The sequence below is a fragment of the Streptomyces sp. NPDC001100 genome (assembly GCF_053598575.1).
In genome coordinates this window covers 207,125-232,030 of the sequence record NZ_JBSFKO010000002.1, presented here as the reverse complement: position 1 = coordinate 232,030, position 24,906 = coordinate 207,125, and the positions used below count along the sequence as shown (strand labels likewise).

At 71.0% G+C, this 24,906-nt stretch carries 20 protein-coding genes and 3 pseudogenes; 9 read left to right on the top strand and 14 right to left on the bottom strand.

The window, feature by feature from the left end; genetic code table 11:
- Positions 1-182: 182 nt before the first annotated feature.
- The 8 genes and pseudogenes from ACWDEW_RS03325 to ACWDEW_RS03290 all read right to left on the bottom strand — a co-directional run.
- Positions 183-1,121 (bottom strand): annotated as a pseudogene (locus ACWDEW_RS03325) (metal-dependent hydrolase family protein); the annotation flags it as partial.
- A gap of 370 nt (positions 1,122-1,491) precedes the next feature.
- Complete coding sequence (locus ACWDEW_RS03320) at positions 1,492-2,313, bottom strand: enoyl-CoA hydratase/isomerase family protein (RefSeq protein ID WP_450509100.1); 822 nt, start codon at positions 2,311-2,313, stop codon at positions 1,492-1,494.
- Positions 2,310-3,557, bottom strand: coding sequence for a cytochrome P450 (locus tag ACWDEW_RS03315; protein ID WP_450509098.1), 1,248 nt, complete (start codon positions 3,555-3,557; stop codon positions 2,310-2,312). Before ACWDEW_RS03315 ends, ACWDEW_RS03320 begins: the two co-directional genes overlap by 4 nt.
- A gap of 89 nt (positions 3,558-3,646) precedes the next feature.
- Positions 3,647-5,023, bottom strand: coding sequence for a cytochrome P450 (locus tag ACWDEW_RS03310; protein ID WP_450509096.1), 1,377 nt, complete (start codon positions 5,021-5,023; stop codon positions 3,647-3,649).
- A gap of 8 nt (positions 5,024-5,031) precedes the next feature.
- Positions 5,032-5,592 (bottom strand): GTP-binding protein, encoded by a 561-nt coding sequence (locus tag ACWDEW_RS03305; protein ID WP_431252575.1) that lies wholly within the window; start codon positions 5,590-5,592, stop codon positions 5,032-5,034.
- 4 nt (positions 5,593-5,596) lie between these two features.
- Complete coding sequence (locus ACWDEW_RS03300; protein WP_019055714.1) at positions 5,597-5,983, bottom strand: DUF742 domain-containing protein; 387 nt, start codon at positions 5,981-5,983, stop codon at positions 5,597-5,599.
- Positions 5,976-6,803, bottom strand: coding sequence for a roadblock/LC7 domain-containing protein (locus ACWDEW_RS03295; protein WP_450509487.1), 828 nt, complete (start codon positions 6,801-6,803; stop codon positions 5,976-5,978). Before ACWDEW_RS03295 ends, ACWDEW_RS03300 begins: the two co-directional genes overlap by 8 nt.
- A 20-nt stretch (positions 6,804-6,823) precedes the next feature.
- Entirely contained in the window at positions 6,824-7,930 is a 1,107-nt protein-coding gene (locus tag ACWDEW_RS03290; protein ID WP_450509485.1) for an ATP-binding protein, read from the bottom strand.
- A gap of 778 nt (positions 7,931-8,708) precedes the next feature.
- Here ACWDEW_RS03290 and ACWDEW_RS03285 point away from each other — a divergent pair.
- Together ACWDEW_RS03285 and ACWDEW_RS03280 are read left to right on the top strand one after the other, a co-directional pair.
- On the top strand, positions 8,709-9,371 hold the full coding sequence (locus ACWDEW_RS03285) for an RNA polymerase sigma factor (RefSeq protein ID WP_431252576.1): 663 nt from the start codon (positions 8,709-8,711) through the stop codon (positions 9,369-9,371).
- A complete protein-coding gene (locus ACWDEW_RS03280; RefSeq protein ID WP_450509093.1) occupies positions 9,371-10,507 on the top strand; it encodes a hypothetical protein in 1,137 nt (378 codons plus the stop codon). Before ACWDEW_RS03285 ends, ACWDEW_RS03280 begins: the two co-directional genes overlap by 1 nt.
- A gap of 209 nt (positions 10,508-10,716) precedes the next feature.
- On the opposite strand, the gene ACWDEW_RS03275 is transcribed toward ACWDEW_RS03280, so the two are convergent.
- Positions 10,717-11,532 carry a L,D-transpeptidase family protein gene (locus ACWDEW_RS03275; RefSeq protein WP_450509092.1) on the bottom strand — a complete coding sequence of 272 codons (816 nt, stop codon included), beginning with the start codon at positions 11,530-11,532 and terminating at the stop codon, positions 10,717-10,719.
- 112 nt (positions 11,533-11,644) lie between these two features.
- Between ACWDEW_RS03275 and ACWDEW_RS03270 the strand changes: the two genes are divergently transcribed.
- The gene (locus ACWDEW_RS03270) at positions 11,645-13,225 is read left to right on the top strand and encodes an acyl-CoA mutase large subunit family protein (protein WP_450509090.1); all 1,581 of its coding nucleotides are present in this window, start codon (positions 11,645-11,647) and stop codon (positions 13,223-13,225) included.
- 30 nt (positions 13,226-13,255) lie between these two features.
- Positions 13,256-13,912: a leucine efflux protein LeuE gene (gene leuE, locus ACWDEW_RS03265; RefSeq protein WP_450509088.1), complete on the top strand. Its 657-nt coding sequence runs from the start codon at positions 13,256-13,258 to the stop codon at positions 13,910-13,912.
- On the opposite strand, the pseudogene ACWDEW_RS03260 reads toward leuE, so the two are convergent.
- Positions 13,909-14,829: pseudogene (locus tag ACWDEW_RS03260) on the bottom strand (FAD-dependent monooxygenase); the annotation flags it as partial. The gene leuE and the pseudogene ACWDEW_RS03260 overlap by 4 nt on opposite strands.
- Between ACWDEW_RS03260 and ACWDEW_RS03255 the strand changes: the two are divergent.
- A pseudogene (locus tag ACWDEW_RS03255) lies at positions 14,802-15,179 on the top strand (TetR/AcrR family transcriptional regulator C-terminal domain-containing protein); the annotation flags it as partial. The pseudogenes ACWDEW_RS03260 and ACWDEW_RS03255 sit on opposite strands and share 28 nt — an antisense overlap.
- On the opposite strand, the gene ACWDEW_RS03250 reads toward ACWDEW_RS03255, so the two are convergent.
- From ACWDEW_RS03250 to ACWDEW_RS03235, 4 genes are all read right to left on the bottom strand, one after another.
- The gene (locus ACWDEW_RS03250; protein ID WP_450509086.1) at positions 15,166-16,062 is read right to left on the bottom strand and encodes a class I SAM-dependent methyltransferase; all 897 of its coding nucleotides are present in this window, start codon (positions 16,060-16,062) and stop codon (positions 15,166-15,168) included. The pseudogene ACWDEW_RS03255 and the gene ACWDEW_RS03250 overlap by 14 nt on opposite strands.
- 146 nt (positions 16,063-16,208) lie before the next feature.
- Positions 16,209-17,384, bottom strand: a complete 1,176-nt coding sequence (locus ACWDEW_RS03245) for an acyltransferase family protein (protein ID WP_450509084.1) — start codon at positions 17,382-17,384, stop codon at positions 16,209-16,211.
- Between the two features lie 233 nt (positions 17,385-17,617).
- On the bottom strand, positions 17,618-18,955 hold the full coding sequence (locus tag ACWDEW_RS03240; RefSeq protein ID WP_450509082.1) for an alpha-2,8-polysialyltransferase family protein: 1,338 nt from the start codon (positions 18,953-18,955) through the stop codon (positions 17,618-17,620).
- Entirely contained in the window at positions 18,952-19,929 is a 978-nt protein-coding gene (locus ACWDEW_RS03235; protein WP_450509080.1) for a glycosyltransferase family 2 protein, read from the bottom strand. The genes ACWDEW_RS03240 and ACWDEW_RS03235 overlap by 4 nt, the downstream gene beginning before the upstream one ends.
- 198 nt (positions 19,930-20,127) lie before the next feature.
- Here ACWDEW_RS03235 and ACWDEW_RS03230 point away from each other — a divergent pair, with 198 nt between their 5' ends.
- The 4 genes from ACWDEW_RS03230 to ACWDEW_RS03215 all read left to right on the top strand — a co-directional run bounded on the left by ACWDEW_RS03230 (position 20,128) and on the right by ACWDEW_RS03215 (position 24,898).
- Positions 20,128-21,438: a DUF6716 putative glycosyltransferase gene (locus tag ACWDEW_RS03230; protein ID WP_450509078.1), complete on the top strand. Its 1,311-nt coding sequence runs from the start codon at positions 20,128-20,130 to the stop codon at positions 21,436-21,438.
- Positions 21,439-21,470: 32 nt separating this feature from the next.
- A complete protein-coding gene (locus ACWDEW_RS03225; protein ID WP_450509076.1) occupies positions 21,471-22,772 on the top strand; it encodes a cytidylyltransferase domain-containing protein in 1,302 nt (433 codons plus the stop codon).
- A 14-nt stretch (positions 22,773-22,786) separates the two neighbouring features.
- Positions 22,787-23,725: an N-acetylneuraminate synthase family protein gene (locus ACWDEW_RS03220; RefSeq protein WP_450509075.1), complete on the top strand. Its 939-nt coding sequence runs from the start codon at positions 22,787-22,789 to the stop codon at positions 23,723-23,725.
- Between the two features lie 75 nt (positions 23,726-23,800).
- Complete coding sequence (locus ACWDEW_RS03215; RefSeq protein WP_450509073.1) at positions 23,801-24,898, top strand: hypothetical protein; 1,098 nt, start codon at positions 23,801-23,803, stop codon at positions 24,896-24,898.
- The last annotated feature ends 8 nt before the right edge of the window (positions 24,899-24,906 follow it).

Here is a 24,906-nt window from a genome sequence, read left to right as displayed (position 1 = left end):
CCGCGCGACCAGCCCCCGGCGCGAGGACGACTGGCGCCCCGGGTCCGCGTGAGCCCGGCAACCGCGGCTGGACCGCTTGGCCAACCGCGCTGCCCCGCTTGGCCAACCGCGCTGCCCCGCGTGACGATCCGGCCCTCCTGCATGACCGGCACCACGTTCGCCGGATCCCCGAGCAGCCCGATGCCGGCGACCGGATCGCCCTCGCAGACCACGAAATCGGCGATCTTCCCGACCTCGACCGTGCCCAACGACGCGTCCAGGCCGAGGAGTTGGGCGGCGGTCAGGGTCCCCGCGCGGATGGCGTCCAGCGGGGACAGGCCCAACCCCACCATGTGGCCCAGCTCCTGGAGGTTCCGGGCGTGCGGAACGGCGCCCGCGTCCGTGCCGAGCGCCACCTTCACCCCGCGCCGCACCGCCTCGCTCAGCCGGTTCGTCGCCGCCTCCGCGAGCCGGGCCTTCTTCTTGTGGGCGGCGGGTGTGAAGCGGTCGCGCTCGATATGGAAGGTCGACAGCGTCGGGACCAGGAACGCGCCCTTCTCCAGCATCAGATCGATGCCCTCGTCGTCGATGAGGTAGCCGTGCTCGACACTGGTCACCCCGCCGCGCAGGGCGTTCCTGATGCCCACCGTGCCCTGCGCGTGCGCGGCGACCGGCCGGCCGCGGTGCCGTCGGGTCTCGTCCACGACGGTCGCGATCTCCTCCACGGTCAGGCCCTCGTCCTCGGGCTGGTCGTTCGGGCTGTTGACGCCCCCGGTCGCGCAGACCTTGATGACGTCCGCGCCGTCGCGCAGCAACCGCCGTGTGGCCAGCCGCACTTGGCCGGGATCGTCGGCCGGCTCGCTGAACGGTTCCAGCAGGGCCGAGGGGTCGTAGCCGCTGGGCATGCTGAAATCGGCGTGTCCGCGGGTGTGGCTCATCAGCCGCAGCGCGACATGCAGCCGGGGTCCCTCGATCAGGCCGAGCGCGACGGCGTCGCGGTAACCGGCGTCGATTCCGCCGAGATCCCGCGCCGTGGTGATACCGGCGTGCAGGGTCTCGCGCATACGGCGGGCCCGTTCGAAGACGGTGACCGTGGGCCGGTTGGTCAGCAGCCGTCCGGTGAAGTCGGCGTTGCTGTCCATGAGGAAGTGCAGATGGCGGTCGAAGAACCCGGGCAGCAGGGTACGTCCGCCGCAGTCGGCGACGGTCGCCTCAGGGATCCGCGACCTGGCGTGCTCCGGCCCGGCGTAGGTGAATCTGCCGTCTTCCACGACCACGGCCGCCGACTCGACGGGCGGCCCCCGGTGCGTCGACCAGACGGACTCCGGTGAACACGACGGGGGCCGACGGGCGACGTTCACTGTTGTCGGGCATGACCCACGGGTATCCCGCACGGACCGAACCCGGCTCGCGCGGTGGTCCGTTGGCCGGGACATCGAGCCGGATACGCCGCATACACCGACGCCCGTGCCGTCCGGGGCGGGCCCACCCCGGACGGCACGGGCGTGACACTCAGCGCGGCTGGGCGAGTTGCGCGGCGAGGAGGTGGGAGTCGAGCAGGGCGGTGTCGCTGGTGCGGGCGGCTTTCGCGTAGCCGGCGAGCATGCGTTTGGTCAGGACGAGTGCCTGCGGGGAGCGCCGGGCGAGGGGTCTGGTCCAGGCTGTGACGGCGTCGTCCAGCTGGTCGAGGGGGGCGACCTTGTGCAGGAGCCCGAGGTGCTGGGCGGTGGGGGCGTCGAACTCGTCGCAGGTGAGCATGAGTTCACGGATCCGGGCGGCACCGGCCTCCGTGATGAGGCGCCCCATCGCGCCTCCCCACGCGGGTGCGAGGCCGAGGCCGATCTCCGGCATCCGGAAGCGGCAGGTGTCCGCCCCCGCGCGCAGATCGCAGTGGACGGCGAGTGCGAGGCCGGCGCCGATGACCCTGCCGTGGAGGCGGGCGATGGTGACGGCGTGGGTGTTCTCCAGTGCCTGGCACAGCCGGTGGGCCTTGTCCGCGATGCGCCGCAGCGCGGTCCCGGTCGGATCGCCGGCCAGCGCCTCCTGGTACTCCCGGCGGTCCGCTCCCAGACAGAAGTCCTCGCCCAGGGACGAGAGCACCAGGATCTGGATGTCCGGCTCGTCGTGGAGGCCGTCGAGTACGGCGATGAGCGCGTCGAGGGCGGCGGAGCTCAGGACGTCGTCGGCCTGAGTGGAGGGGTTGAGCCGTACGTGGAGGACGGATCCGGTCCGGGTGAGGCTCACGGGGCCGGTGGGGGGTGCGGTATCCGTGTCGGCCACGGGCTCCGACGCGGGGGTGTGCACTGTGGCACGGGAGGTTATTGGCGGGTTCATGTCAGTGAAACGTCCAGGTTGAGGAGTCGCCTGAACGCCACCCGGGGTGCCTGCACGGGGCGGCGGACCAGGGTGAGTCGAGGCAGACGGGCGATCATGCGGCGGAGCAGGGTCTGTGCCTCCAGCCGGGCCAGTGGTGCGCCCAGGCAGTAGTGGATGCCTCCGCTGAAGGCCAGATGGGTCGGCTTGCGCCGGGGGGAGAAGGAGCCGGGGTCGGTGAACCGGGCGGGGTCGTGATGGGCGGCGCCCACCATGAGGTGGATCATCTCCCCGGCCTGGACCTCGGTGCCCTCAAGGAGACAGTCCTCGGAGGCGACCCGGCTGATGACGTGGGTGGGGGAGTCGTAGCGAAGGGTCTCCTCCACGAACGCGGGGACCAGGTCCGGGTGTTCGGCGAGCAGACTCCAGCGGCCGGGGTCCTCGACCAGCAGGAGCGTCATGGTCGACAGCAGTGTCGAGGTCGTCTCCAGGGCGGCCAGCAGGACGAACAGGGCGAGGAAGTAGACGGCTTCGTCGGCCTTGTCCCGGTCCGGTTCGAGTTCGTCCCAGGTGCTGATCCACCGGGAGACGGGATCGTCCCCGGGGTGTTCGCGGCGGTCGCGGATCAGCTCCAGGAAGTAGGCACGCAGCTCCACCATGGCGGCGTCGGAACGGGCCAGTTGGCTGGCGTTCGGAAGCAGCTCCTGGGTGAAGACCTGGTCGTGGGTCAGTTCACGCAGCCGGGGCCAGTCCGCGCTGGGCAGCCCGAGCCAGTCGCCGATGGTGGCGACCGGGAGTTCCTCGCTGACCAGCGCCGAGAAGTCGGCCTCTCCCGCGTGCAGGCGCTCGTGCAGAGTGTCGAGCAGCCGGTCGACGACCTGGCTCACCCGGCGGCCGATCTGTTCGATGGTGGAGCGGTCGAAGGAACCGGCCGACCGGCGCACCCGGGTGTGCTCCGGAGGGTTGAGCGCCGGCATGGTCCGGCTGATCTCCCGTGCGGAGGCGGCGCTCCAGCGGGTGCGGGCGCCTTGCCGTGCCCGCCAGTCGGTGTCCGGTTCGAGCCACACGCCGTTGCGCAGTACCTGATCGCAGGTGCCGTAGCTGGTCACCAGGTGACCGCCCCAGGGCGCGGGGCTGACCGAGCCGCGCGCCCTGAGCTCTGCGTAGATGGGGAAGGGATCGGCCTGTCCCTCAGCCGTCCGAAGACGGGAGAACAGGGAGATGGTGGCCCGACGGTCCGTGGACGGAGTCGTGACGCTTCCCACGATGGTGGCTCCTCTCTGCCAGCCGCCATCCGTACCCGTGGGGTGTTTGAATCATCCAATAACACAGTGCTTTCATAGGGTTACTTACATCACTCGCCATTCACCCAGGCCCGGAAGCGGCTGAACATCCCGCCCTTGGGCTTCGGAGCGGCGTGCGAGGGCCGACTGAACCCGGCCTGCTGCGGCATGACGGCGGGCGACGGCGCGACCTCGGCGGGAGCCGGCCGCGCCGGGCGGGGCTTGGCCGCGGACGGCACCGCACGGGGGGTGTACCGGATCGGCACGGTCACCAGCTGGCGGCTCCACGGCGCCGGCACCCAGGCGAGCTCCTTGAAGGGGACGCGCATCTCGACGTCGGGCAGCCGGTTGAGCAGGGACTCGACGGCCGTGGCCGCGATCATGAACGCCGGGTCCTTGGCCGGGCACGCGTGCGGGCCCGCGCCGAAGGCCAGGTGGGCCTTGGAGCTGAGCTGCTCGCGGTGCGCGGTCAGCTTGGGGTCGGTGTTGGCGGCGGCGAAGGAGATCAGGACCGGGTCGCCCGCGTGCAGCGTCCGCTCGCCCAACTCGACGTCCTGAGTGGGGTAGTGGGCCGCGTAGTTGGCGATCGGCGCGTAGTTCCACAGCGTCTTGACGACCGCGTCCTCGACCGGCAGCCCGCTCGGCCAGTCGTCGCTGAGGTACAGCGCGGCGCTGGTGCCGATCGAGGCCGTCAGGGGCGCGGTTCCGCCGGAGAGCAGCGTCACCAGCTGGTGCAGCACCTCCTCGTCGGTCAGCCGGGAGGAGTGCACCATCAGCCGGGTGGTGAGGTCCTCGCCGGGCTGCCGGCGCTTCAGCGCGATCAGCTCGGCGAGCGCGCCGCCCAGGGTCTCGTCCGCACCCGGGGTGCCCTGGAAGATGCCCGTGATCCCGGCGATGACCCGGTCGCCGAGCTCGGGCGGGCAGCCGAACAGCTCGCCGAAGACCAGCAGCGGCAGCGGCTGCGCGTAGGCGGACATCAGCTCCGCCTGGCCCAGGGCCTCGGAACTGAACTGGCTGATCAGGTAGTCGGCCGACTGCTGCGTCAGCCGGACGATCCGGCTCTGGTCGACGGTCGCGAGACTGTCCGTGACCGCCTGCCGCAGCCGGGCGTGCGCCGCGCCGTCGCTGAACAGGGCGTTGGGCCGGTAGCCCATCATCGGCAGCGCCGGGCTGTCCGCCGGTATCTCCCCGCTGTTCAGGGCGTTCCAGCGGCGCGAGTCCCGCACGAAAAGGGTCGGGTTCTGCAGGATGTAGAGACTGGCGTCGTAACTGGTCACCAGCTCGACCTCGACGTCCGGCGCGATGTCGACCGGGGCGCTGGGCCCCAGCGTGCGCAGCTGGGCGTACATGTTCTCGGGGTCGGAGCCGAACTCGGACCCGTACAGCGGGACGTTGCCGTGCGCGGGGCAGCCGGCCGGTGCCCCGGACGGCTCGAAGGGCTGTTGCATGCTGGCTCCTAGCCGAGTGAGGACAAGAGGTGCTTCACGAGCGTGATGAGTGCCTGCATCGAGGAGTCCTGGTCGCGCACGTCGCAGTGGATGACCGGGGTGTCCTCGGAGATGTTGAGCGCCTCGCACACCTCGTCGAGCGGGAACTGGTGCTTCCCCTCGAAGGTGTTGACGCCGATGACGTAGGGCAGGCCGAACGCCTCGACCAGGTCGAGGACGGGGAACGTCTCCTCCAGCCGCTCGGGGTCCGCCAGGACCAGCGCGCCCAGCGCGCCCCGGGACAGCCCCTCCCACATCTGCTTGAACCGCTCCTGCCCGGGGGTTCCGAAGATGTAGAGGACCAGGTCTTCGCCGAGGGTGAGCCGCCCGAAGTCCATCGCCACGGTCGTGGTCGTCTTGTCGGGGGTCTCGGAGAGGTCGTCGATCCCCTCGCTGGCTTCGGTGATCTCCTCCTCGGTCTGGAGCGGTTCTATCTCGGAGACACTTCCGATGTACGTGGTCTTCCCGACCGCGAAGTGGCCCACGACCAGGATCTTCACGGAGCGGGAGACGTCGGGATCCAGATACACGGGACTACGCTCCGGTTCGAATTCGCATCAGGCCGTCGAGCACGGCGGTCAGCAGGACGGGATCATGGCGTTCGGCATGGGGCACCGGATTGCGCACATGGATCAGGCCGTCCTCGGCCATCTGCGCCAGCAGGATGCGGACGATGCCCAGGGGCAGCCGGGTGTGGGCCGCGACCTCGGCGACCGAGAGGAAGCCGTCCGCGATCAGATCCATGACCGTGCGGGCTTCCGGGGCGAGCGTCCGGGCCGCCGCCACGGCACCGTCCTGGGCCGTGATGATCGTGGTGTGCTCGTACTCGCTCTCCCGCGGCAGCGCGCGACCCTGCGCGATGACGAAGAGTGGGACTAATGGGGCCGTCAGCTCCAGCTCGCCGTCCAGTTCGTCACTCATCGCCGGTCCTTCCTCCCCGGGCCGCCGACCCGGCGGTCAGCGCCGGCATCGCGTCGCCCAGACGTACGGTGAACTCCTCGATGTCACAGCCGTGTTCGGCCGCCGCCGCGAGGAAGGCGCCCTCGCCCGCCGCGATCAGGAACACCCAGCCGTGCTCGAACTCGATGACCGTCTGCATCCACTCGTCGTCCTGCTGCCCGCCCGCGAACGGCGCGGTCGCCCGGCTGTAGGCGTGGATGCCGGTCATGGCCGCCGAGATGGTGTCCGCGAGATTCCTGCCGATCCCCGAACTCGCCCCGCGCGGCAGACCGTCCGCGCCGAGCAGCAGCGCGTGCAGCGCGCCCGGCACCGACGCCACCGCCTTGTCCAGCTCCGCGAGCAGGAAGACCCCGCCGCCCCCGCCGTCCAGCGCTGCCCCCGCACCGTCCCCGGGGTGGGCCACCTCGCTTCCGGTCACCCGCGCCGGGACCGTGAGGTTGTTGCCCAGCCGGGAGACCAGCCGGTTCATCCGGAACGACAGCTGCTCCATGTCCACGTCGGGCTCCGCGGCGGCGGCCAGATAGGCGCCCTGCCCGGCGCCGATCAGGAACACCCAGCCGTGCTGGAACTCGATGACCGTCTGGATCCAGTTCCGGCTCGGGGCCAGTCCGGCGAAGTGGCCGGTGGCCCGGCTGAGCGACTGCATCCCCGCCATGGCCGCGGAGATGGTCCGCACGTCCTGGCCGGACAGGTCGTCCGTGGACCCGCGCGGGACGCCGTCCGCGGACAGCACCACGGCGTGCCGTGCTCTCGGCACGTTGTCCACGATGTCCTGGACCATCCAGGACAGGTCTCCTGTACTCATGCGTTTTCGGACCCTCCGGGCGTCGGAATGTCGAAGGAGGCCGTGTCGCGCGCGGACTGCGTACCGCGCTGCAGGGCCGCCAGGCTGCCGGTGCCGCGCCGGGCACTGCGCCGGGGCGTCTGCTCCCCGCCGGTGGGGACACCGGTGGGCGAGATACGGGAACCACGCTTCGGCAGACCGCCCGCCGTACGCGCCGACCGTCCCGTCTCCATCGGCCGGATGCTGCTCACGGGCGCCTCGGTGGCCGGCGGCAGGGTCTCCTCCATGGTCCACAGCTCCTCGGGCAGGAGTACGACGGCCCGTACGCCGCCGTACCGGGAGACACCGGTGACATCCACCGTGAAGCCGTGCTGACGGGCGATCAGACCGATCACCGGGAAGCCGAACTTCGGCTGCGTGCCCAGCTGGGACAGCCGGGGCAGGCCCTCGCCGGAGAGCATCGCGCTCGCCCGCTGCCGGTCCTCGTCGCCCATGCCGACGCCCGCGTCGTCGATGACGATGCACAGGTTCTTCTGCGCCTGGCGGAACGTGACCTCGATCGGGGCGTCCGCCTGGGAGAAGCTGGCGGCGTTGTCGAGGAGTTCGGCCACCGCCAGGGCGACCGGCGCGACGGCCGAGGCCTTCAGCGCGATACCGCTGGGCTGCATGATCTCGACCCGCTGGAAGTTGCGGATCTGGCTCTGGGCGCTGCGCACGACGTCGTAGACGCTGGCGGGCTGGTTGCGGCGGCCCAGCGGCGCGCCGCACATCACGGCGATGCCCTGCGCCTTGCGGGCCATCTGGGCGTTGGCGTGGGTGATGTCCATCAGGTCGGAGAGGACCGCGTGGCCGCCGTACTCGCGCTGGACCCCGTCCAGCAGCGTGGTCTGCTCGGCCGCGAGGCTCTGCAGGAAGCGGGCGGCGCCCTTGAGAACCGACTTGGTGTTCTCCTCGGCGGCCTGCTCCGCCTCGCGGATGACTTCGTCCTGCTCGTCCCGCAGTGTGGTCAAGGCGGCCTGGGCGCGGTCGAGTTCACCCTGCGTGTACCGCAGCCGCGCCTCCAGCGTGGCCTCGGACTCCCTCTTCCTCCTCCCCAGGGCTCTGCTGCGGAGTACGAGCGCCACGACTGCGGCTACGGCTGTCACCGCTATCGCAACCAGGCACCAAAGAAGCACGTCTTGAGTCATGGAAACCTTTCCCGGCGCGTGGCACGCAGGCGTCATCGGGGGTACGCCTTGCAAGGATCCGCAACCCGTCCAGGGGACTGCATGACTGATCTACGCGGAGAGGTGACCGCGTTCGGACTCAAGGCCCGAACAAAAGTGGATCAAGGTCGCAGACGGCGGAATGCTATCACCGTCAACCGGGCCCGCCGGAGGCCACTCCATCGGGTTTCACGGAGTTAACACGCCTGCTGCGTAAGGGGTGTTGACCGTACGGAGTCGCCGGGGTCCCCGGCGCCGCAGGCTGGGCCTTCAGGAGCCGCCGCCGCTGCCGGATTCCAGTGAGTCGTCGTTCTCCCGAGGCATCGTCGGACGGCGACCGGATCGTTATCGGGGCCCACTCCGGGACCGCCTCCGCAGCATCGGCGACGAGTGCTCGTTCGTGTTCGTGGTAGAGGCCGGCAGAGATGCCGAGAAGTGTGCGTCGCCGCGTCGAAGCGGCCGCCGTCGCGGCAACGGCCGGGGCCGCCACCCCCCACAGGAGAGGCCCCGGCCGTCGCGCGGCACGGGCCGCGCGGCGGCCCGTACTCTCTACAGCGTCAGGAGTGCGTTTTCTGTCACACCGCGCGCGGGAAGCCGGTAGTTGCGGGTTGTACGGACATGGACGAGGAGCAGTTTCAGGTCGTAACGTGCCTTTCGCGCCGGAGTGCGGCCGCGACCGACAAATTCGAGGGACCACGTGCTGGGGGACGACGCGGAGCTGACCGCCGCGGTGCTTGCGGCACAGGACGGGGACGAGACCGCGTTCCGGACTGTGTACCGCACGGTGCACCCACGGTTGCTCGGATACGTACGGACGCTGGTCGGCGAACCCGACGCCGAGGACGTCGCGTCCGAGGCCTGGCTGCAGATCGCCCGTGACCTGGACCGCTTCAGCGGGGACGCGGACCGGTTCCGGGGATGGGCGGCCCGCATCGCGCGAAACCGCGCCCTGGACCACATACGGATGCGTGGCCGCCGCCCCGCCATAGGCGGCGACGAGACCGAGCTGACCGGCCGCGCCGCCGAGTCCGACACGGCCGGCGAGGCCATCGAGGCGCTGGCCACCGACCGCACCCTCTCCCTCATCGCCCAACTCCCGCAGGACCAGGCCGAGGCCGTCGTCCTGCGGGTGGTGATGGGCCTCGACGCCAAGACAGCTGCGGAGACCCTCGGCAAGCGGCCCGGCGCCGTCCGCACGGCCGCGCACCGCGGGCTGAAACGGCTCGCGGAACTGCTCGGCGGCGACCCGGAATCGGCCGCGGCCCTCGACGCCCTGCCACCCCAGCGAGACCCGCGCGACCGCGCGGTGACGTCCGCCACTGTGACGCATACGCGCGCGCGGACGCAGAAGGACATGTGATGGCCGACGAGCGCTCTGCTGTGCCGGGGGACACCCCCCGGACCCCCCGCCGATGGCTGGACCGCGAAACCGCTGAACTCCTGCTGCGCGGCGAGTCCCTCGAAGCCGTCGACCCGGCCGCCCGCGACCAGGCCGAACGGCTTGCCAGGACCCTCGGCGCGCTGTCCGTGGAACCCACCTCGGACAAGGCCGAACTCCCGGGCGAGGAAGCCGCGTTGGCCGCCTTCAGGGCTGCGCGCACCGGCAACGATGTCGAGCGGTCCGCCGTCGGCAGGCCCGGCCGCGCGCACCCCTCCGACGCCGGGCTCGTCCGGCTCGGGCGGCCCGTGGAGACCGTACGGGGACCGCGCCCGGGCAGACCCGCGTGGTTCGGGCTGACCGCGGCGCTCGCCGTCGGACTGGCCGGCGGGGGCGCGGTCGCGGCCGGTACGGGAGTACTGCCGTCGCCGTTCGACGATCCGGCGCCCGCCGCCTCGATCTCCGCCGCCGCGACCCCGGACCGCCCGCTGATCTCGCCGTCGCCCAGCGGCACCTTCGGTTCGGGTACGCCCTCGGCGGGCGGTGCCACGGCCGGCTCCGGCGACTCCTCCGGCGAGGCGGTCGGCGGCGGCACGGACCGTACCCCCGCCGCCGGTTCGGGCGAGGACGGGTCCGCCCACTCGGGCAGCTGGTGGAAGGCCGTCGCCTCGTCCTGCCGTGCCGTGCGCGACGGCAAGTCCCTGGAGGCCGGCCGCAAGCGCGCCCTGGAGGGCGCGGCGGGCGGCACCTCCCATGTGTGGACGTACTGCAAGGGCCTGCTCAAGAAGACCGGCGGCGGCTCGGACGACCAGGACGGCAACGACAAGAACGGCGGCTCCCAGGGCGGCGACCAGAGCGGTCCCGGCGGCAGCCAGGGCGACCAGAGCGGCAGTCAGGGCGGTGACGACGCGGGCAACGGGACCATGGCCCCGCTCGCCCCGGGCGACGGCAACACAGGCGGTGGCAGTGGCGTCGGCGGGAGCGCGGGCGGTCACAAGGGCAGCGGCGTGGTCGCCACTCCGCTCCCCTCCGTCTTCACCCCGCTCGCCCGGCGGACGCCGTCCACCCCCGACTCCTCGCGGACACCGGCGCCGGCCCCGTCGTACAGCATCCTCTGACCTGCGATTTCATGACGCGCGGAACTTTTTTCGCGCGGGGTGTGACGTTTTCGGGCCCGGTGGCGCAGTACTGAGTGAGCCGACTGGTCATCGGCCGTCGCACAGAGCCGGGGGTTCCCCCCGTACCTACGGCTCGTGCACTCGGCGCGGGCGGGACACGTTCCCCCGGTCCCGCCCGCGCCCCGCACATCTCACCGATGAACAACCACTCACCAGTAGACGACGACCTTGTCGCCGGTCCGCACCTGCGCGAACAGACTCGCGATCGCCGCCTCGTCCCGTACGTTGACGCAGCCGTGCGAGCCGCCCGCGTAGCCCCGCATCGAGAAGTCGTAGGAGTAGTGCACCGCCTGGCCGCCGCTGAAGAACATGGCATACGGCATGGGGGAGTGGTAGAGCGTCGACACCCAGTTCCGCGCCTTCCAGTAGACGTGGAACACACCGTCCCGGGTCGGGGTGTACTGCGCGCCGAAGCGCACCGACATCGTCGACACCGTCCGCCCGTCGATCATCCAGCGCAGGGTGCGGGTCGTCTTGTCGATGCACAGCGCCCGGCCGGTCAGACAGCGCGGGTCGGGTGCGCCGGCCGGCTGGCCGCCCATCAGATACAGGTCCCACTTCCCCGGCTTCCTGGTCATCTTCACCAGCCGCTGCCAGGTGACCTTGTCGGTCTCGCCGGTCTTCGGCAGCCCGCGCTTGCCCTGGAAACCGGCGACGGCCTGCTCGGTGAGGTCGTCGTAGGTCCCGGTCGGCCCGTCGAAGAGCCAGTCGACCTGCCGTAGCCGCGCTTGCAGCTCGCGTACTCCGGAGCCGCTGTCGCCGCGCGACCACAGCACGTTCGCGGCGGGCGTGGCGGCGGGGGTGCCCGGGGTGCTCGCCGTGGCCGAGGGACTGGACTTGGCTCCCGGCAGTTCGATGCGCACCGGCAGGTGGTGCTTGCCGTCCGCGTCCGTGCCCTGCACCGTGCAGCCGCACACCGCCAGCAGCGCCGACAGGGCCGCCGTGGCGACGATCGCTCTCCCCATACCCGTAGTACGCATCCCGGACCCCCGCCGTCTCACCGGTGTCACCCGGACACGTACCCCCGGATGACGGGCCGCGAACGGCGCGGCATCGTGGTGTCCGGAGGTGCACACCATGGTGCGCGAATCGGAGTCGGGCCTGCCCGTCGAACCCGTCTACGGCCCCGGGGCACTCGCCGGCTGGGACCCGGCCGAGCGGCTGGGCGAGCCGGGGGAGTACCCCTTCACGCGGGGCGTGTACCCGTCCATGTACACCGGCCGGCCGTGGACGATGCGGCAGTACGCCGGCTTCGGCACGGCGGCGGAGTCCAACGCCCGTTACCGGCAACTCATCGCCCACGGCACCACGGGCCTGTCCGTCGCCTTCGACCTGCCCACCCAGATGGGCCACGACTCCGACGCGCCCCTCGCACACGGCGAGGTCGGCAAGGTGGGAGTGGCCGTCGACTCGGTCGACGACATGCGGGTGCTGTTCGACGGCATTCCGCTGGACAAGGTGTCGACGTCGATGACGATCAACGCCCCCGCGGCTCTCCTCCTGCTGATGTACCAACTGGTCGGCGAGGAACAGGGCGTGGCGGCAGGGCAGTTGACGGGCACGATCCAGAACGACGTACTCAAGGAGTACATCGCGCGCGGGACGTACATCTTCCCGCCGAAGCCGTCCCTCCGCCTGACCGCGGACATCTTCCGGTACTGCGGGGCCGAGATCCCGAAGTGGAACACGATCTCGATCTCCGGCTACCACATGGCGGAGGCCGGTGCCTCGCCCGCGCAGGAGATCGCCTTCACCCTCGCCGACGGCATCGAGTACGTCCGCACCGCGCTCGCGGCCGGCATGGACGTCGACGACTTCGCACCCCGGCTGTCGTTCTTCTTCGTGGCCCGTACGACACTCCTCGAAGAGGTCGCCAAGTTCCGCGCGGCGCGCAGGATCTGGGCCCGGGTGATGCGGGAGGAGTTCGGCGCGCGGAACCCGAAATCCCTGATGCTGCGCTTCCACACGCAGACCGCGGGTGTCCAGCTCACCGCCCAGCAGCCGGAGGTGAACCTCGTCCGCGTCGCCGTCCAGGGCCTGGCCGCGGTCCTCGGCGGCACGCAGTCCCTGCACACCAACTCCTTCGACGAGGCGATCGCGCTCCCGACGGACAAGAGCGCCCGCCTCGCCCTGCGCACCCAGCAGGTCCTGGCGTACGAGACGGACGTGACCGCGACGGTCGACCCTTTCGCGGGTTCGTACGCGGTGGAGACGATGACGGACGACGTCGAGCGGGCCGCCGTCGAACTGATGCGGCGCGTCGAGGAGTTGGGCGGCGCGGTCGGCGCCATCGAGCGCGGCTTCCAGAAGGGCGAGATCGAGCGCAGCGCCTATCGCGTCGCCCAGGAGACCGACTCCGGCGAGCGGGTCGTCGTCGGCGTCAACCGCTTCCGCCTCGACACGGAGGAACCGTACGAGCCGCTGCGTGTCGACCCGGCCATCGAGGCCCAGCAGGTGGAGCGCCTCGCCAGGCTCCGCGCCGGACGCGACCAGAAGGCGGTGGACTCGGCGCTGGACGCGCTACGGGAGGCGGCGGCCGGTACCGACAACGTGCTGTATCCGATGAAGGAGGCGCTGCGGGCGCGGGGAACGGTGGGGGAGGTGTGCGGGGTCCTTCGGGAGGTGTGGGGGGCTTACGTCCCGAACGACACCTTCTGACCCGCCCGGCCCCGTGCGACACTCGTGCTCATGTTCGGTGTCATAGACCTCCCCACCTACCTCGCCGGCCTGGTCCTGATCGTCCTGCTGCCCGGCCCCAACTCGCTGTACGTCCTCTCGGTCGCCGCCCGGCGCGGGACCCGGGCCGGGTACACCGCCGCCGCCGGTGTCTGGTGCGGGGACACCGTGCTGATGACGCTGTCCGCGGCCGGGGTCGCCTCGCTGCTGCAGGCCAATGCCGTGCTGTTCGGGATCGTGAAGTACGCGGGGGCCGGGTATCTGACCTGGCTCGCGTTCGGAATGTTGCGGGCCGCGTGGGCGATGTGGCGGACCCGGAAGGAGCGGGCGGCCGTGGAGTCGGCCCCCGCCGCGGAGGCCGCCGACGAGCGGCCGTACCGGCGTGCCTTCGTCGTCAGTCTCTTCAATCCGAAGGCGATCCTCTTCTTCGTCGCCTTCTTCGTGCAGTTCGTCGACCCGGGCTACGCCTACCCCGCGCTGTCGTTCGTCGTGCTCGGCTTCTTCGCGCAGGTGGCGAGCTTCCTCTACCTCAGTGCGCTGATCTTCGGCGGGACCCGGCTGGCGACCGCATTCCGGCGGCGCAGGCGGCTCTCGGCGGGGGCGACCTCGGCGGCGGGCGCGCTGTTCCTGGGGTTCGCGGTGAAGCTGTCGCTCGCCAGTTCCGTCTAGCGGAGGCCGTAGCGCTCCGCGTACTCCGCGAGGCCGTCCTCCGTGGCGCCCGCCCAGCCGACGTAACCGTCGGGGCGGATCAGGAAAAGACCCGTGCCGTACGTCTCGACGGCCGGGCCCTCTACGACGGGGACCGAGGCGGGGACGGCCGCCGGGGGCTTGGCGTCCAGGGCCAGCAGGGTCCAGTGCGGGCCGCGGAAGGCGTCGAAGAGGCGGACGCCGTCGACGGTGCGGTCCGGGGCGCGGTCGCCCGCCCGCAGCGCGTCCTCGGACAGGTCCGCGCGGGTCTCCACCGAGAGCGAGCGGTTCTGGTAGCCGAGGCCGAGTTGTTGGGTGGCCTTGCCGCGCTGCACCTCGCCGCGGTGGACCCGGGTGGAGATGCCGAGCATGTCGGCGGCGTTGGGCAGCCGCTCCTCCTCGTAGGTGTCGAGCAGGGACTCCGGGGCGCCGCCACGCAGTACCGCGCCCAGTTTCCAGCCGAGGTTGTAGGCGTCCTGGACGCTGGTGTTGAGGCCCTGTCCGCCGGCCGGTGAGTGGACGTGGGCCGCGTCCCCGGCGAGGAAGACCCGCCCGGCGCGGAAGCGGTCGGCGAGTGCGGCGCGCGGCCGGAAGTTCGAGGCCCAGCGGAGTTCGGTCACGTCCCCGGGGGTGAGGTGGGTGCGGGCGGCCACGGTCTCGCGGATGCCGTCGAGCGAGAGGTCGACGTCGGTGCCCTCCGGGAACTGGGCGATGACCTGGAAGTCCTCGGTGCCGGCCAGCGGGAAGACCGCGAGGAAGCCGACGTCGCCGTGCGGTGGAAAGACGTGCACGTTGTCGCGGTCCAGGCCGGTGACGCGGACGTCCGCGACCAGCATCGGGCTGGGGTCGACGGTCTCGCCGGTCATGCCGATGCTCCGCACTGCTCGGCTACCGCGACGGCGCCAAGGTCTTCAGCGGCTCACGCTTCACCGGCACCCTGCATGCGGTGCAGATGGAGGACACGCTGCGGCTGTTCACGGAGGCCGGCTTCACCCTCGCCCAGGCGGTCCGCGCGACCTCGACCTCGTACCTCTACACGATCGGTTTCGTCAGCGAGGAACAGGGCGTCCAGCCACTGCCGGACGAGCGCCGCGAGGGCTACGACATGGACGAACGCGCCCGCCTGATGGCCGACTTCCCGATGTCGGCCGCGGCGGGCGCGGAGATCTTCCAGGACTACGGCCGGCACTTCGAGGAAGGGCTCGACCTGGTGATCGCGGGCATCGAGGCCCGGTTCAGGAGCGGCTGAGGCCGTTGCGGATCGCGCGGGTGACGATCGGCGGCAGCAGGTCGGCCGCGAAGCGGCGGGCCCGGGCCGTGGTGCGGCCGCGGGACGGGGCCTTGGCCGGCGCGACCTCGTCCGCGCGGCGCGCGAACCGGGACGGCGGGAAGGGCGGGGCCTGCATGCCCTTCTTCGACTTCAGGCGGACGATGCGGTGCCCCGCGGCCTGCTGGATGCTCAGGTGACAGTCCTCGCGCCCGCGCACCATCGCCAGCAGCTCGTCCTGGACCGGGCCCGGGTCCTCCCAGGTGCCGTAGAGCTTCTGGGTGCTCAGGCAGATCGGGCGCAGGCCCCTGGTGAGCACCGCCTCCCAGACCGCCACGGAGACACCGGGCGTGTGCTCCGAGCGGAAGTCGTCCAGGACCACGATCCCGCCGGGCAGCAGCGCCTCGCGGGCCGCGCCGATGTCGTCGCGGACGTGCTCGTACAGGTGCGAGGCGTCGATGTGGACGAAGCGGCAGCTGGCCGGTGCGACCTCGGCCGGGACGATGCTGCTGGGGCCCTTCAGGACCCGGGGCAGGGTGTCGTGGAAGGCGAGGTAGTTCTCCTCGAAGACCTGCTGGGTGAGCGCGCTGTACGACTTCGTCGACTCGGCCCGGTTGGCGTCGTCCAGGGCGTCGCCCTCGAAGAGGTCGCACACCGTGAAGTTCTCACCGTCCCGGCCGCGCCGCCCGAGACGGATCGCGCTCTTCCCCATGTACACCCCGACCTCCAGCAGATCGCCCCGCGTTCCCGTGGCCTCCTGCCGGTCCAGGAACCATTCGAAGAGCACCTGGTCGAGAACGGGAAACCAGCCGGGAACGTCGTCGAGCCGGCGGGGCGGTCGTATCGTGCCTGGTACGAGGGCCATCGTGGAGAACACTCCCTGGTACGGACAGGCTCGCCTGTTTGAGCCCGTGCGGGACTCCTCAGCATCTGCCCGTCGCCGGTCGGTCAAACGGGCGCGGAGATGAATGACAGGCCAATTCCTGTGCGGCACCTGTGCACGGGAGTCCGTCAGTTGCGCGGCGTCGACAGCAGGGCGCGCAGCCGGGGGGTCAGCCGGTTCTCGACCACGCGGTTCAGCGCGTACGCCAGCAGCAGCATGGTCAGGACGGTGAGCACGATCGTCGCGTACGACGGGATGCCCAGGGTCCGGTGGTAGGCCTTGATGACGACCCAGCCCAGGTGTTCGTGGACGAGGTAGAAGGGGTACGTCAGCGCGCCCGCGACCGTCAGCCAGCGCCAGTTCGCCCAGCGCAGCCAGCCCAGCGCGATCGCGGCGACCGCGACGTAGCCGAAGGTGACGACCAGGATGATGCCCCACGCGGAACGGTTGGAGAAGGCCGTGTCGTTGGGCGCGTGCCACAGCTTGGCCACCGCGTAGTGCTGGCCGATCAGCCAGCTGACGGCGACGATGCCCCACGCGTAGGCGTCCTTGCGGTCTCGGTGCACGAGGTAGAGGCCGACGCCGCCGATGAAGTACGGCGCGTACTCGGGCATCAGGACGATGTCGAGCAGCGGCGACTTGGCGCCCTGCGTGATCGCCGCGGCCAGTGTCCAGCCGGCGCAGAACATGATCACGCGCCGTCGGTTGGCGCCGGGCAGCACGACGCACAGGGCGAACAGCGCGTAGAAGCGGATCTCCGCCCACAGCGTCCAGCACACGCCGAGCACCCGGTCGACGCCCAACGGCATCTGCAGCATGGTCAGGTTGACCAGGACGTCGCTCGGCGTACCGGCCTTGTACGCGACCATCGGCAGCGCGAAGACGCCGGTGACGATGAGGATCGCCGCCCAGTACGCGGGCAGCAGCCTGGAGGCGCGGGAGGCGAAGAAGGAGCGCAGCGGGCGGCCCCAGCCGCTCATGCAGATGACGAAGCCGCTGATCACGAAGAACACCTGCACGCCGAGGCAGCCGTACGAGAACAGCGTGTGCAGGGTGGGGAACTGGTGTCTGGGCGAGGTGCCCCACGCCTGGACGACGTCGCCGTCACGGCCGCCGTAGTGGTAGGCCGCCACCATCAGCGCGGCGACCAGGCGCAGTCCGTCCAGTGCGCGCAGGCGGGTCTCCCGGCGCTTGGGCGGCCGCGGCGGCTCGGGCGGGGGAGCCGCCTCGGCGGTCGGCGGCAGGACGGCGCGGACCACGGTGCCCGTCGGGTTCTCCCGGGTGTCCGCGGGCGTGTCGATCACAGGTTTCCCCTCGATGGGACTTGGCTCGGTCTCAGCACACTAGAACGACATCCGGCCGGGTTTACGCTCTCGCCGCGACCCTTCGTCACCCCGTCCGCGTCCGTTCACCCAGGCTTCGCCTGCGCGTACCCAACCTTGTGGGGCCACCGTCACGACCCGCCTGTACGGCGCTCGGGCAACGCGGCGGGCCGGCCCCTGGGGAGTCGGCCCGCCGGTCTGTCGTACGCCCCGCGTCAGCGGCTCACGGTCCGCTTCAGCAGGCGGGCCCGCCGGGCGACCCGGCGCACGGTCGCGTTGCGCGGGATGAACGCGAGCTGGGCCGGTACCGCGCCGGGCAGCGCCAGCGAGGTGAGGCGCTTGCGCTTGAAGTAGCGCCAGCTGTGCCCGTCCAAGCGCCGGGTCAGATAGGCCTCGGCGGCCCGGCGCAGGTTCGGGTAGATCTTCGGCTGCATCGCGTAACCGACCGCCCGCACCAGCTCGTTGAGCACCGCCACGCCCATGCCCTCGCGCTGCTCGGTGACCGCCGCACGGTCCGTCAGCTCGGGCACCAGCGCGTCGACGATCGTCACCGGCACCCGGTTGCTGTTCTCGTACGGCGTCAGCCGGTCCAGCAGCGTCGACGTGCCGATGCGGGCGACCGGCAGGCCGTACAGCGCGCTCGCGGTGAGCAGCGCGGTGGAGAAGCAGCCGACGACCAGGACGGGCCGCAGCCGCTGGTAGAGGACCTCGGCGAGGACCGGGGTGTCGAGGACCGTCAGGTCGGCGCCGAGCTTCTCCGCCTCCTGCTCCAGCGCGCGCGACCAGCGAGCTGGCGCCGAGGGGTGCGGCTTGAACACCACCCGGGTGTGGCCGAGTTGGACCACGCCCTTGAGCATCCGGACGTGCAGGTCCTCTTCCTCCTCGGCGGTGAGGATGTCGAGCGCGGAGAGGTACTGGCCGAGCAGCAGGGCGGGTTCGTCGGGGAGCGGGGGCAACTCGTCGGCGGTGTCGCCGAGTTCGGCCAGCACCTTGACGAAGGCGTCGGTCGGGACGATCTCCGGTCCGACACCGAACTCGGTGAGCAGCAGCGGGGTGAGGCCCGGAACCAGGTCCAGGTGGAGCAGCCGGTCCACCCGGGTGCCGACCAGCGGGTCGATCTTGTTGCGGGTCGGGCCGTAGCTCATCAGGCCGTCGGCGTAGACGGTGACGGGGGCGCCGGTGAAGATCTGGCAGAAGCCGAGGGCCGGGTTGACCTGGATCGACTCGACGACCAGTTCCACCTCGTCGTCGCCGAGGTTCCACAGGAGCCGCAGATGCCGCTCCCACAGCGGGACGTCGTCGAGGCGCGGGGCCCAACCGCCGGGGTGGAAGGGGGAGATGGTCTCGTTCCACGACAGCACGTCGTCGAAGCGCTCGCGCAGCCGCTCGAAGCCGGGCGCCTCGTCGAGGCCGGCCGTGGTCTCGGGAGTCGCCGCGTTGTTGCAGACCAGGAGGATGCGCCGGTCGGCAGGGCGGAAGGAGTCGGAGTCGAGGGCGGCGGCCAGCGTGGCGGTGCCGTACAGCGTCGACGCCAGGAAGATCTGGGTCCTCACGCGGCGGCCCCCGCGGCGGCGGGACGGCGGCGCAGTCGGCGCAGCCTCGTCGCGCGCTGGATGTCCATGGAGTCGAGCGCCTCGTCCACCACGTCCTGTGGCATGCGTCGCAGGGCGACGGCGCTCATCGACTTCAGTTTTCTCGCCACCGCCGGCTCGAACCTTTCGATGGATCCCAGATGATGGGAAATGATTGCGCAATATGTACGGACGGCCTTGGGGAGCAGTTTGTCCGCGTCCCGGTCCTGTGCGGTTTCCTCGATGACCTGGTCGAACGCGCGAATGAAATCGAGCTGGCGGACATCCCCGATCTGGGTCAGGGAAGAGGCGACCCCGCGCCGGTAGAAGACGCCCAGCAGGCTCACCGCGGCGAAGGATTCCGCCTCCCGGTGCAGCTTCCAGATCCACGGCCGGTCCTCGGCCGTGCGCAGCCCGTCGGTGAAGTGGAGCAGGCCGCGGTCGACCAGCCGGCGGTGGTAGATGCCCGCCCAGGCGTACGCGTAGTCGACGGAGGTGGACCGGTCGGCGGGCAGGATCGCCTCGCGCGGATTCATCACGACGCCGCGTCTGCCGTGCGGCATCCGCTGGATGGTGCGGGCCCGCGCGGTGCACTGGACATGGTCCGTGCGCACGAAGTCGCAGCCCAACTCCTCGATGGCGTCCACCAGTTGGGGGAAGTATCCGGGGGCGAGCCAGTCGTCCCCGTCGAGGAACGTCAGATACTCCCCCCGGGCCTTGTCGATCCCGGTGTTGCGCGCGGTCGCCAGTCCTCCGTTCTTCTCGTGTCGGACATGCACCGCGCCTGGCAACTCGCGCTCCGCGCGCGCGAGAATGTCGGGTGTCCCGTCGCGCGAGCAGTCGTCGACGAGAATGAATTCGAAGTCCGCGCGCGCGTTCGCGCGCAGACTCTTGAGGGTGTCTGGCGCGTATTGCTGCACGTTGTAGAACGGCACGATGACGGAGAGCTTGACCACGGGAGTGACGTTAGGCGGCGGCCCGGCATCCGTCTTTACTGTCACCTTGATTTTGGGTGAACGACACGTGGCGAACCTGTGTACCGGGTTTTTTCGAGGCCCGTTCCTGTGCCGGTTCGCTATTCGGCGTTGTGCTGTTAACCGTTTGTTGCCCTCGGGTTGGGCCGCGCAACGGAATGGCTTCCTAGCGTCTTCGGTGTGCCAGCAAGTGCAACGCAGACCCTGCGAGTCGCCGTCCTCGCGGATTCCGACACCCGGTGGAAATGGGGTTCGCTCACCGCGAATCGCATTGCACCGCCGAATTCGGACATCTCTTTGGACGGCTATCTCCTGCGGGGTCGTGCCACCCCAACAGCCCGCCAGCTGAAGGAAGTCGGCGTCACCGCGGACTCCCTCCGCGAGGTGACCGCCGTCGAGTTCCTGCGTGCCATGCAGCAGGAGTCGTACGACATCCTCGTCCTCTCCCTCGTGGGCGGCGGGGTCCAGGCGATGCTGCACGGACTGGCACGGGTCTGGCACGGACGCGCCGAGCGGCCCGTCGTCGTCACCGGCTATGTCGGGGTCGTCTACGAGAAGCTCGCGGACGGCCTGCTGCTGCGGCACGGCGCGGACCTCGTCCTCGCCAACTCCCGCCAGGACGCGGACCGTTTCCGCGAGGTCTACGAAGGGGTCGGCGCCGACTCCTCCGCGGTCACCGAGGTCGCCCTGCCGTTCCTCGGCGGGGACACCTACACCGGTGAACACGACCCGTACACCGTCGTGTTCGCGGTGCAGCCCTCGGTGCCCGACAACCGCAGGGACCGCGACTACCTGCTCAACCGGGCCATCCAGCACGCCCGTTTCCACCCGAACCGCGAGGTACTCCTCAAGCTGCGCTCCAAGCCCGGCGAACACACCACGCACATCGAGGAGTTGCCCTACCAGAAGCTGGTCCAGGGCAAGGACCTCCCCGCCAACTTCAGCCTGGTGTACGGGCACATGGGCGAGGTGCTCGACCGCACCGACCTCCTGGTGACCGTCAGCTCGACGGCCGCCCTGGAGTCGCTGCACCGCCGTATCCCCACCGTCGTGCTGACCGACCTCGGCATCCGCGAGGGACTCGGCAACCACCACTTCGTCGGCTCCGGGTGCCTCGCCTCCTGGGAGCAACTGGACGCCGGGTACACGCCGGTGCCGGACGCGGAGTGGGTGGCCCGGCAGGGGGTCGCCGCCGAGGGGTCGTACGAGACGGCCTTCGACGCGGCCCGGGAGCGCATCGCCAAGCTGCTGGCCGGCGAGGAGATGCCCGCCCTCGCCCCCTACTACACGCCCGAGACCGCCCCCGGCTATCTGCCCGGCATCCTCGCCCGCCACCACCTCGGCCCGGACGGCACCCCGCTGCCCGGCGCTCCCGCCGCCGACAAGGCGCCCGGCCCCGTCCGGCAGATCGTCCGCCGGGCCGCACGCGGCGCCTACCGCCACGGCGTGCAGCGCGTGGCGCCCGTCATCCGCCGGATGGGGGAGCTGTGAACGCCGACAGTCCCGCTCAAGGAGTAGAGCCCATGTCCAACCCGCAAGCGGGCCAAGGCGTTTCGATGCGCCGGGTGCTCGCGGTGATCCCCGCGCGCGGCGGCTCCAAGGGCGTCCCCGCCAAGAACCTCGCGCCCGTCGGCGGAGTGCCGCTGGTGGCCCGCGCGGTGCGCGAGTGCCGCGCCAGCCGACTGGTCACGGACGTCGTGGTCTCCACGGACGACCAGGCCATCGCCGCCGCGGCCCGCCAGGCCGGCGCCGAGGTCGTGCTGCGCCCCGCCGCCATCGCCGGCGACACCGCGACCTCCGAGGCCGCCGTCCTGCACGCGATGGACGCCCACGAGGCACTGCACGGCGCGGCCGTGGACGTGGTCCTGCTGGTGCAGTGCACCAGCCCCTTCATCGTCCGCGAGGACGTCGACGGCATCGTCAACGCGATCGTCGCGAACGGCGCCGACACCGCGCACACCGTCGCCCCCTTCCACGGCTTCGTGTGGCGCGACGCCGACGACGAGGCGACCACGGTCGTCGAGGCGACCGCCACCGGCCAGGTCGGCGGTGCCACGAAGGTCGCCAACCCGCCTGTCACCAGCGGCGGTTACGGCGTCAACCACGACAAGTCCTTCCGCCCGCGCCGCCAGGACCGCCCCCAGGACTTCCTGGAGACCGGCGCCGTCTACGGCATGGACGCGGCCGGCTTCCGCAAGGTCGGCCACCGCTTCTTCGGCCGCACGGAACTCGTCCGGACCGACCCCGCCCGGGTGTTGGAGATCGACGACCCCCACGAGCTGGCCAGGGCACGGGCGTTGGCCCCGCTGTTCGACGCGGACCGCCCCGGTTCGCTCCCGACCGCCGATGACATCGACGCGGTCGTACTCGACTTCGACGGCACCCAGACCGACGACAGGGTGCTGATCGATTCCGAAGGACGGGAGTTCGTCTCCGTGCACCGCGGCGACGGACTCGGCATCGCGGCCCTGCGCAGGACCGGCCTGAAGATGCTCATCCTGTCCTCGGAGCAGAACCCGGTCGTCGCCGCCCGGGCCCGGAAGCTCCAGCTCCCGGTCCTGCACGGCATCGACCGGAAGGACCTCGCACTCAAGCAGTGGTGCGAGGAGCAGGGCATCGCGCCGGAGCGCGTGCTCTACGTCGGCAACGACGTCAACGACCTCCCGTGCTTCGCCCTCGTGGGCTGGCCCGTGGCGGTCGCGAGCGCCCACGACGTCGTACGCGGCGCCGCACGCGCGGTCACCACCGTGCCCGGTGGCGACGGCGCTGTCCGAGAGATCGCCAGCTGGATCCTCGGCCCCTCTCTCGATTCCCTCACCAGTTAAGGAAACCCGCTGTCATGAGCAACAACTCCCGTCTGCGCCAGTTCGGTTCGAAGACCGCAGGCCCCGGCCACCCCGTCTACGTCGTCGGCGAGATCGGCATCAACCACAACGGTGAGCTGGAGAACGCGTTCAAGCTGATCGACGCCGCCGCCGAAGCCGGCTGCGACGCCGTCAAGTTCCAGAAGCGCACCCCGGAGATCTGCACCCCGCGCGACCAGTGGGACATCGAGCGCGACACCCCCTGGGGCCGCATGACCTACATCGACTACCGCCACCGCGTGGAGTTCGGCGAGGACGAGTACCGCCAGATCGACGACTACGCCAAGTCCAAGAACATCGACTGGTTCGCCTCCCCGTGGGACACCGAGGCCGTCGCCTTCCTGGAGAAGTTCGACGTCCCCGCCCACAAGGTCGCCTCCGCCTCCCTCACGGACGACGAGCTGCTCCGCTCCCTCCGTGCCACGGGCCGCACGGTCATCCTCTCCACCGGCATGTCGACGCCGAAGCAGATCCGCCACGCGGTCGAGGTCCTCGGCTCGGACAACATCCTGATGTGCCACGCCACTTCGACCTACCCCGCGCAGGCCGAGGAGCTCAACCTCCGCGTCATCAACACCCTCCAGGCCGAGTACCCCAACGTCCCGATCGGCTACTCCGGCCACGAGACGGGCCTGCAGACGACCCTCGCCGCGGTCGCGCTCGGCGCCACCTTCGTCGAGCGCCACATCACCCTCGACCGCGCCATGTGGGGCTCGGACCAGGCCGCCTCCGTCGAGCCGCAGGGCCTGACCCGCCTCGTCCGCGACATCCGCACCATCGAGGCCTCCCTCGGCGACGGCGTCAAGAAGGTCTACGACTCGGAGCTGGGCCCGATGAAGAAGCTGCGCCGCGTCACCGGCGTGGTCGCCGAGGCGGAGATCGCCGCGGCCGCGGGCGAGCCGGTCGCAGTCTGAGTCTCAGCGGTCCGAGTCTGCACCATCAAGCGCCAGCGCCAGCGTCACTTACGGTCACGGGACGGTCGTACGACAATGAGCCCCCACGCCGGCACCGCCGGCCTCACCCCCCACACTCTCGCGTTCGTGGAGAGTCCGGTACAGCTTCTGAACGTGCTGGAGTGGGCGCACCTGAGTGCGCTCCGAACCGAGGAGGCGTCCGGTGCGCCCGGCGGGGGGCTCACCCTCGTGGTCCTGTCCCCGACCGACCCGATGACCCGCGGCCAGCTGCGCCGCATGGCCGACCTCGCCCGCGACGAGGGCCACACCGTGCGCTGGGAGGAGGCCCGGGGCGGACCCGCGGCCCCCTTCCAGACCATCGGCGGTCTCACCCGACTCCTCCGCAAGGCGGACCGGATCGTCATGGGCGACCCGTTCTCGCGCTACGTACAACTCCTGCTCACCATCACCAGTGCACGCGACCTGGTGGTGGTGGACGACGGCACGGCCACGATGGAGTTCGTCGCCCAACTCGCCAGCGGCGAACGCCTGGTCCGCTGGCACCGCAAGGGCGGCCGACAGGGCCCCAGGGACCTGATCTTCGCCCCGGTGTCGTCCTCGGCCCGCCGCCGCCTGACCCCCGGCACCCGCCGCAAAGTGGAGATCTTCTCCTCGATGCCGATCGAGGAGCCCCCGAAGGGCGTCACGATCACCGCGAACGAGTTCGCCTGGACCCGCGCCACCTTCGGCCCGCCCCGCCTCACGAAGGGCGCCGACATGGTCGGCACGTCCCTGGTGGAAACGGGCGTGGTGGACGTCGACCGCTATGTGGAGGCGGTCTCCGCCCTGGCCAAGACCCACGGCGCGACGCGCTACTTCGCGCATCGGAGGGAGAGCACCGAGAAACTCCACCGGCTGGCCGTCGAGACAGGCCTGGAGATCGTCCGCCCGGATCTTCCGCTGGAGCTGATCGCCCGCCGGGGTCCCATCGGCCGTACGATCCTCAGCTTCCCGTCGACGGTCGTGCACACCTTGCCGCTGGCTCTGGTCGGCACGGAGGTCCGGGTCGCCGTGTGCGACATCGACCCCGCCTGGCTGACGGAGAACGCCTCGCCCCGGGCTCAGGGGTTCCTGTCGGGGGTTACGGGGACGGCGAGGGACGTGCATCGGTTGTCGGCGGTTACGGCGGCTTAGGGGAGGCG

What these genes read in the sequence shown, in the direction of transcription:
- ACWDEW_RS03320 (WP_450509100.1), bottom strand. Translation starts at nt 2,313, where the DNA reads ATGAACCCGCCAATAACCTCCCGTGCCACAGTGCACACCCCCGCGTCG.
- ACWDEW_RS03310 (WP_450509096.1), bottom strand. Translation starts at nt 5,023, where the DNA reads ATGCAACAGCCCTTCGAGCCGTCCGGGGCACCGGCCGGCTGCCCCGCG.
- ACWDEW_RS03300 (WP_019055714.1), bottom strand. Translation starts at nt 5,983, where the DNA reads ATGAGTGACGAACTGGACGGCGAGCTGGAGCTGACGGCCCCATTAGTC.
- ACWDEW_RS03295 (WP_450509487.1), bottom strand. Translation starts at nt 6,803, where the DNA reads ATGGTCCAGGACATCGTGGACAACGTGCCGAGAGCACGGCACGCCGTG.
- ACWDEW_RS03280 (WP_450509093.1), top strand. Translation starts at nt 9,371, where the DNA reads ATGGCCGACGAGCGCTCTGCTGTGCCGGGGGACACCCCCCGGACCCCC.
- ACWDEW_RS03275 (WP_450509092.1), bottom strand. Translation starts at nt 11,532, where the DNA reads ATGGGGAGAGCGATCGTCGCCACGGCGGCCCTGTCGGCGCTGCTGGCG.
- ACWDEW_RS03270 (WP_450509090.1), top strand. Translation starts at nt 11,645, where the DNA reads ATGGTGCGCGAATCGGAGTCGGGCCTGCCCGTCGAACCCGTCTACGGC.
- leuE (WP_450509088.1), top strand. Translation starts at nt 13,256, where the DNA reads ATGTTCGGTGTCATAGACCTCCCCACCTACCTCGCCGGCCTGGTCCTG.
- ACWDEW_RS03250 (WP_450509086.1), bottom strand. Translation starts at nt 16,062, where the DNA reads ATGGCCCTCGTACCAGGCACGATACGACCGCCCCGCCGGCTCGACGAC.
- ACWDEW_RS03225 (WP_450509076.1), top strand. Translation starts at nt 21,471, where the DNA reads ATGTCCAACCCGCAAGCGGGCCAAGGCGTTTCGATGCGCCGGGTGCTC.
- ACWDEW_RS03220 (WP_450509075.1), top strand. Translation starts at nt 22,787, where the DNA reads ATGAGCAACAACTCCCGTCTGCGCCAGTTCGGTTCGAAGACCGCAGGC.
- ACWDEW_RS03215 (WP_450509073.1), top strand. Translation starts at nt 23,801, where the DNA reads ATGAGCCCCCACGCCGGCACCGCCGGCCTCACCCCCCACACTCTCGCG.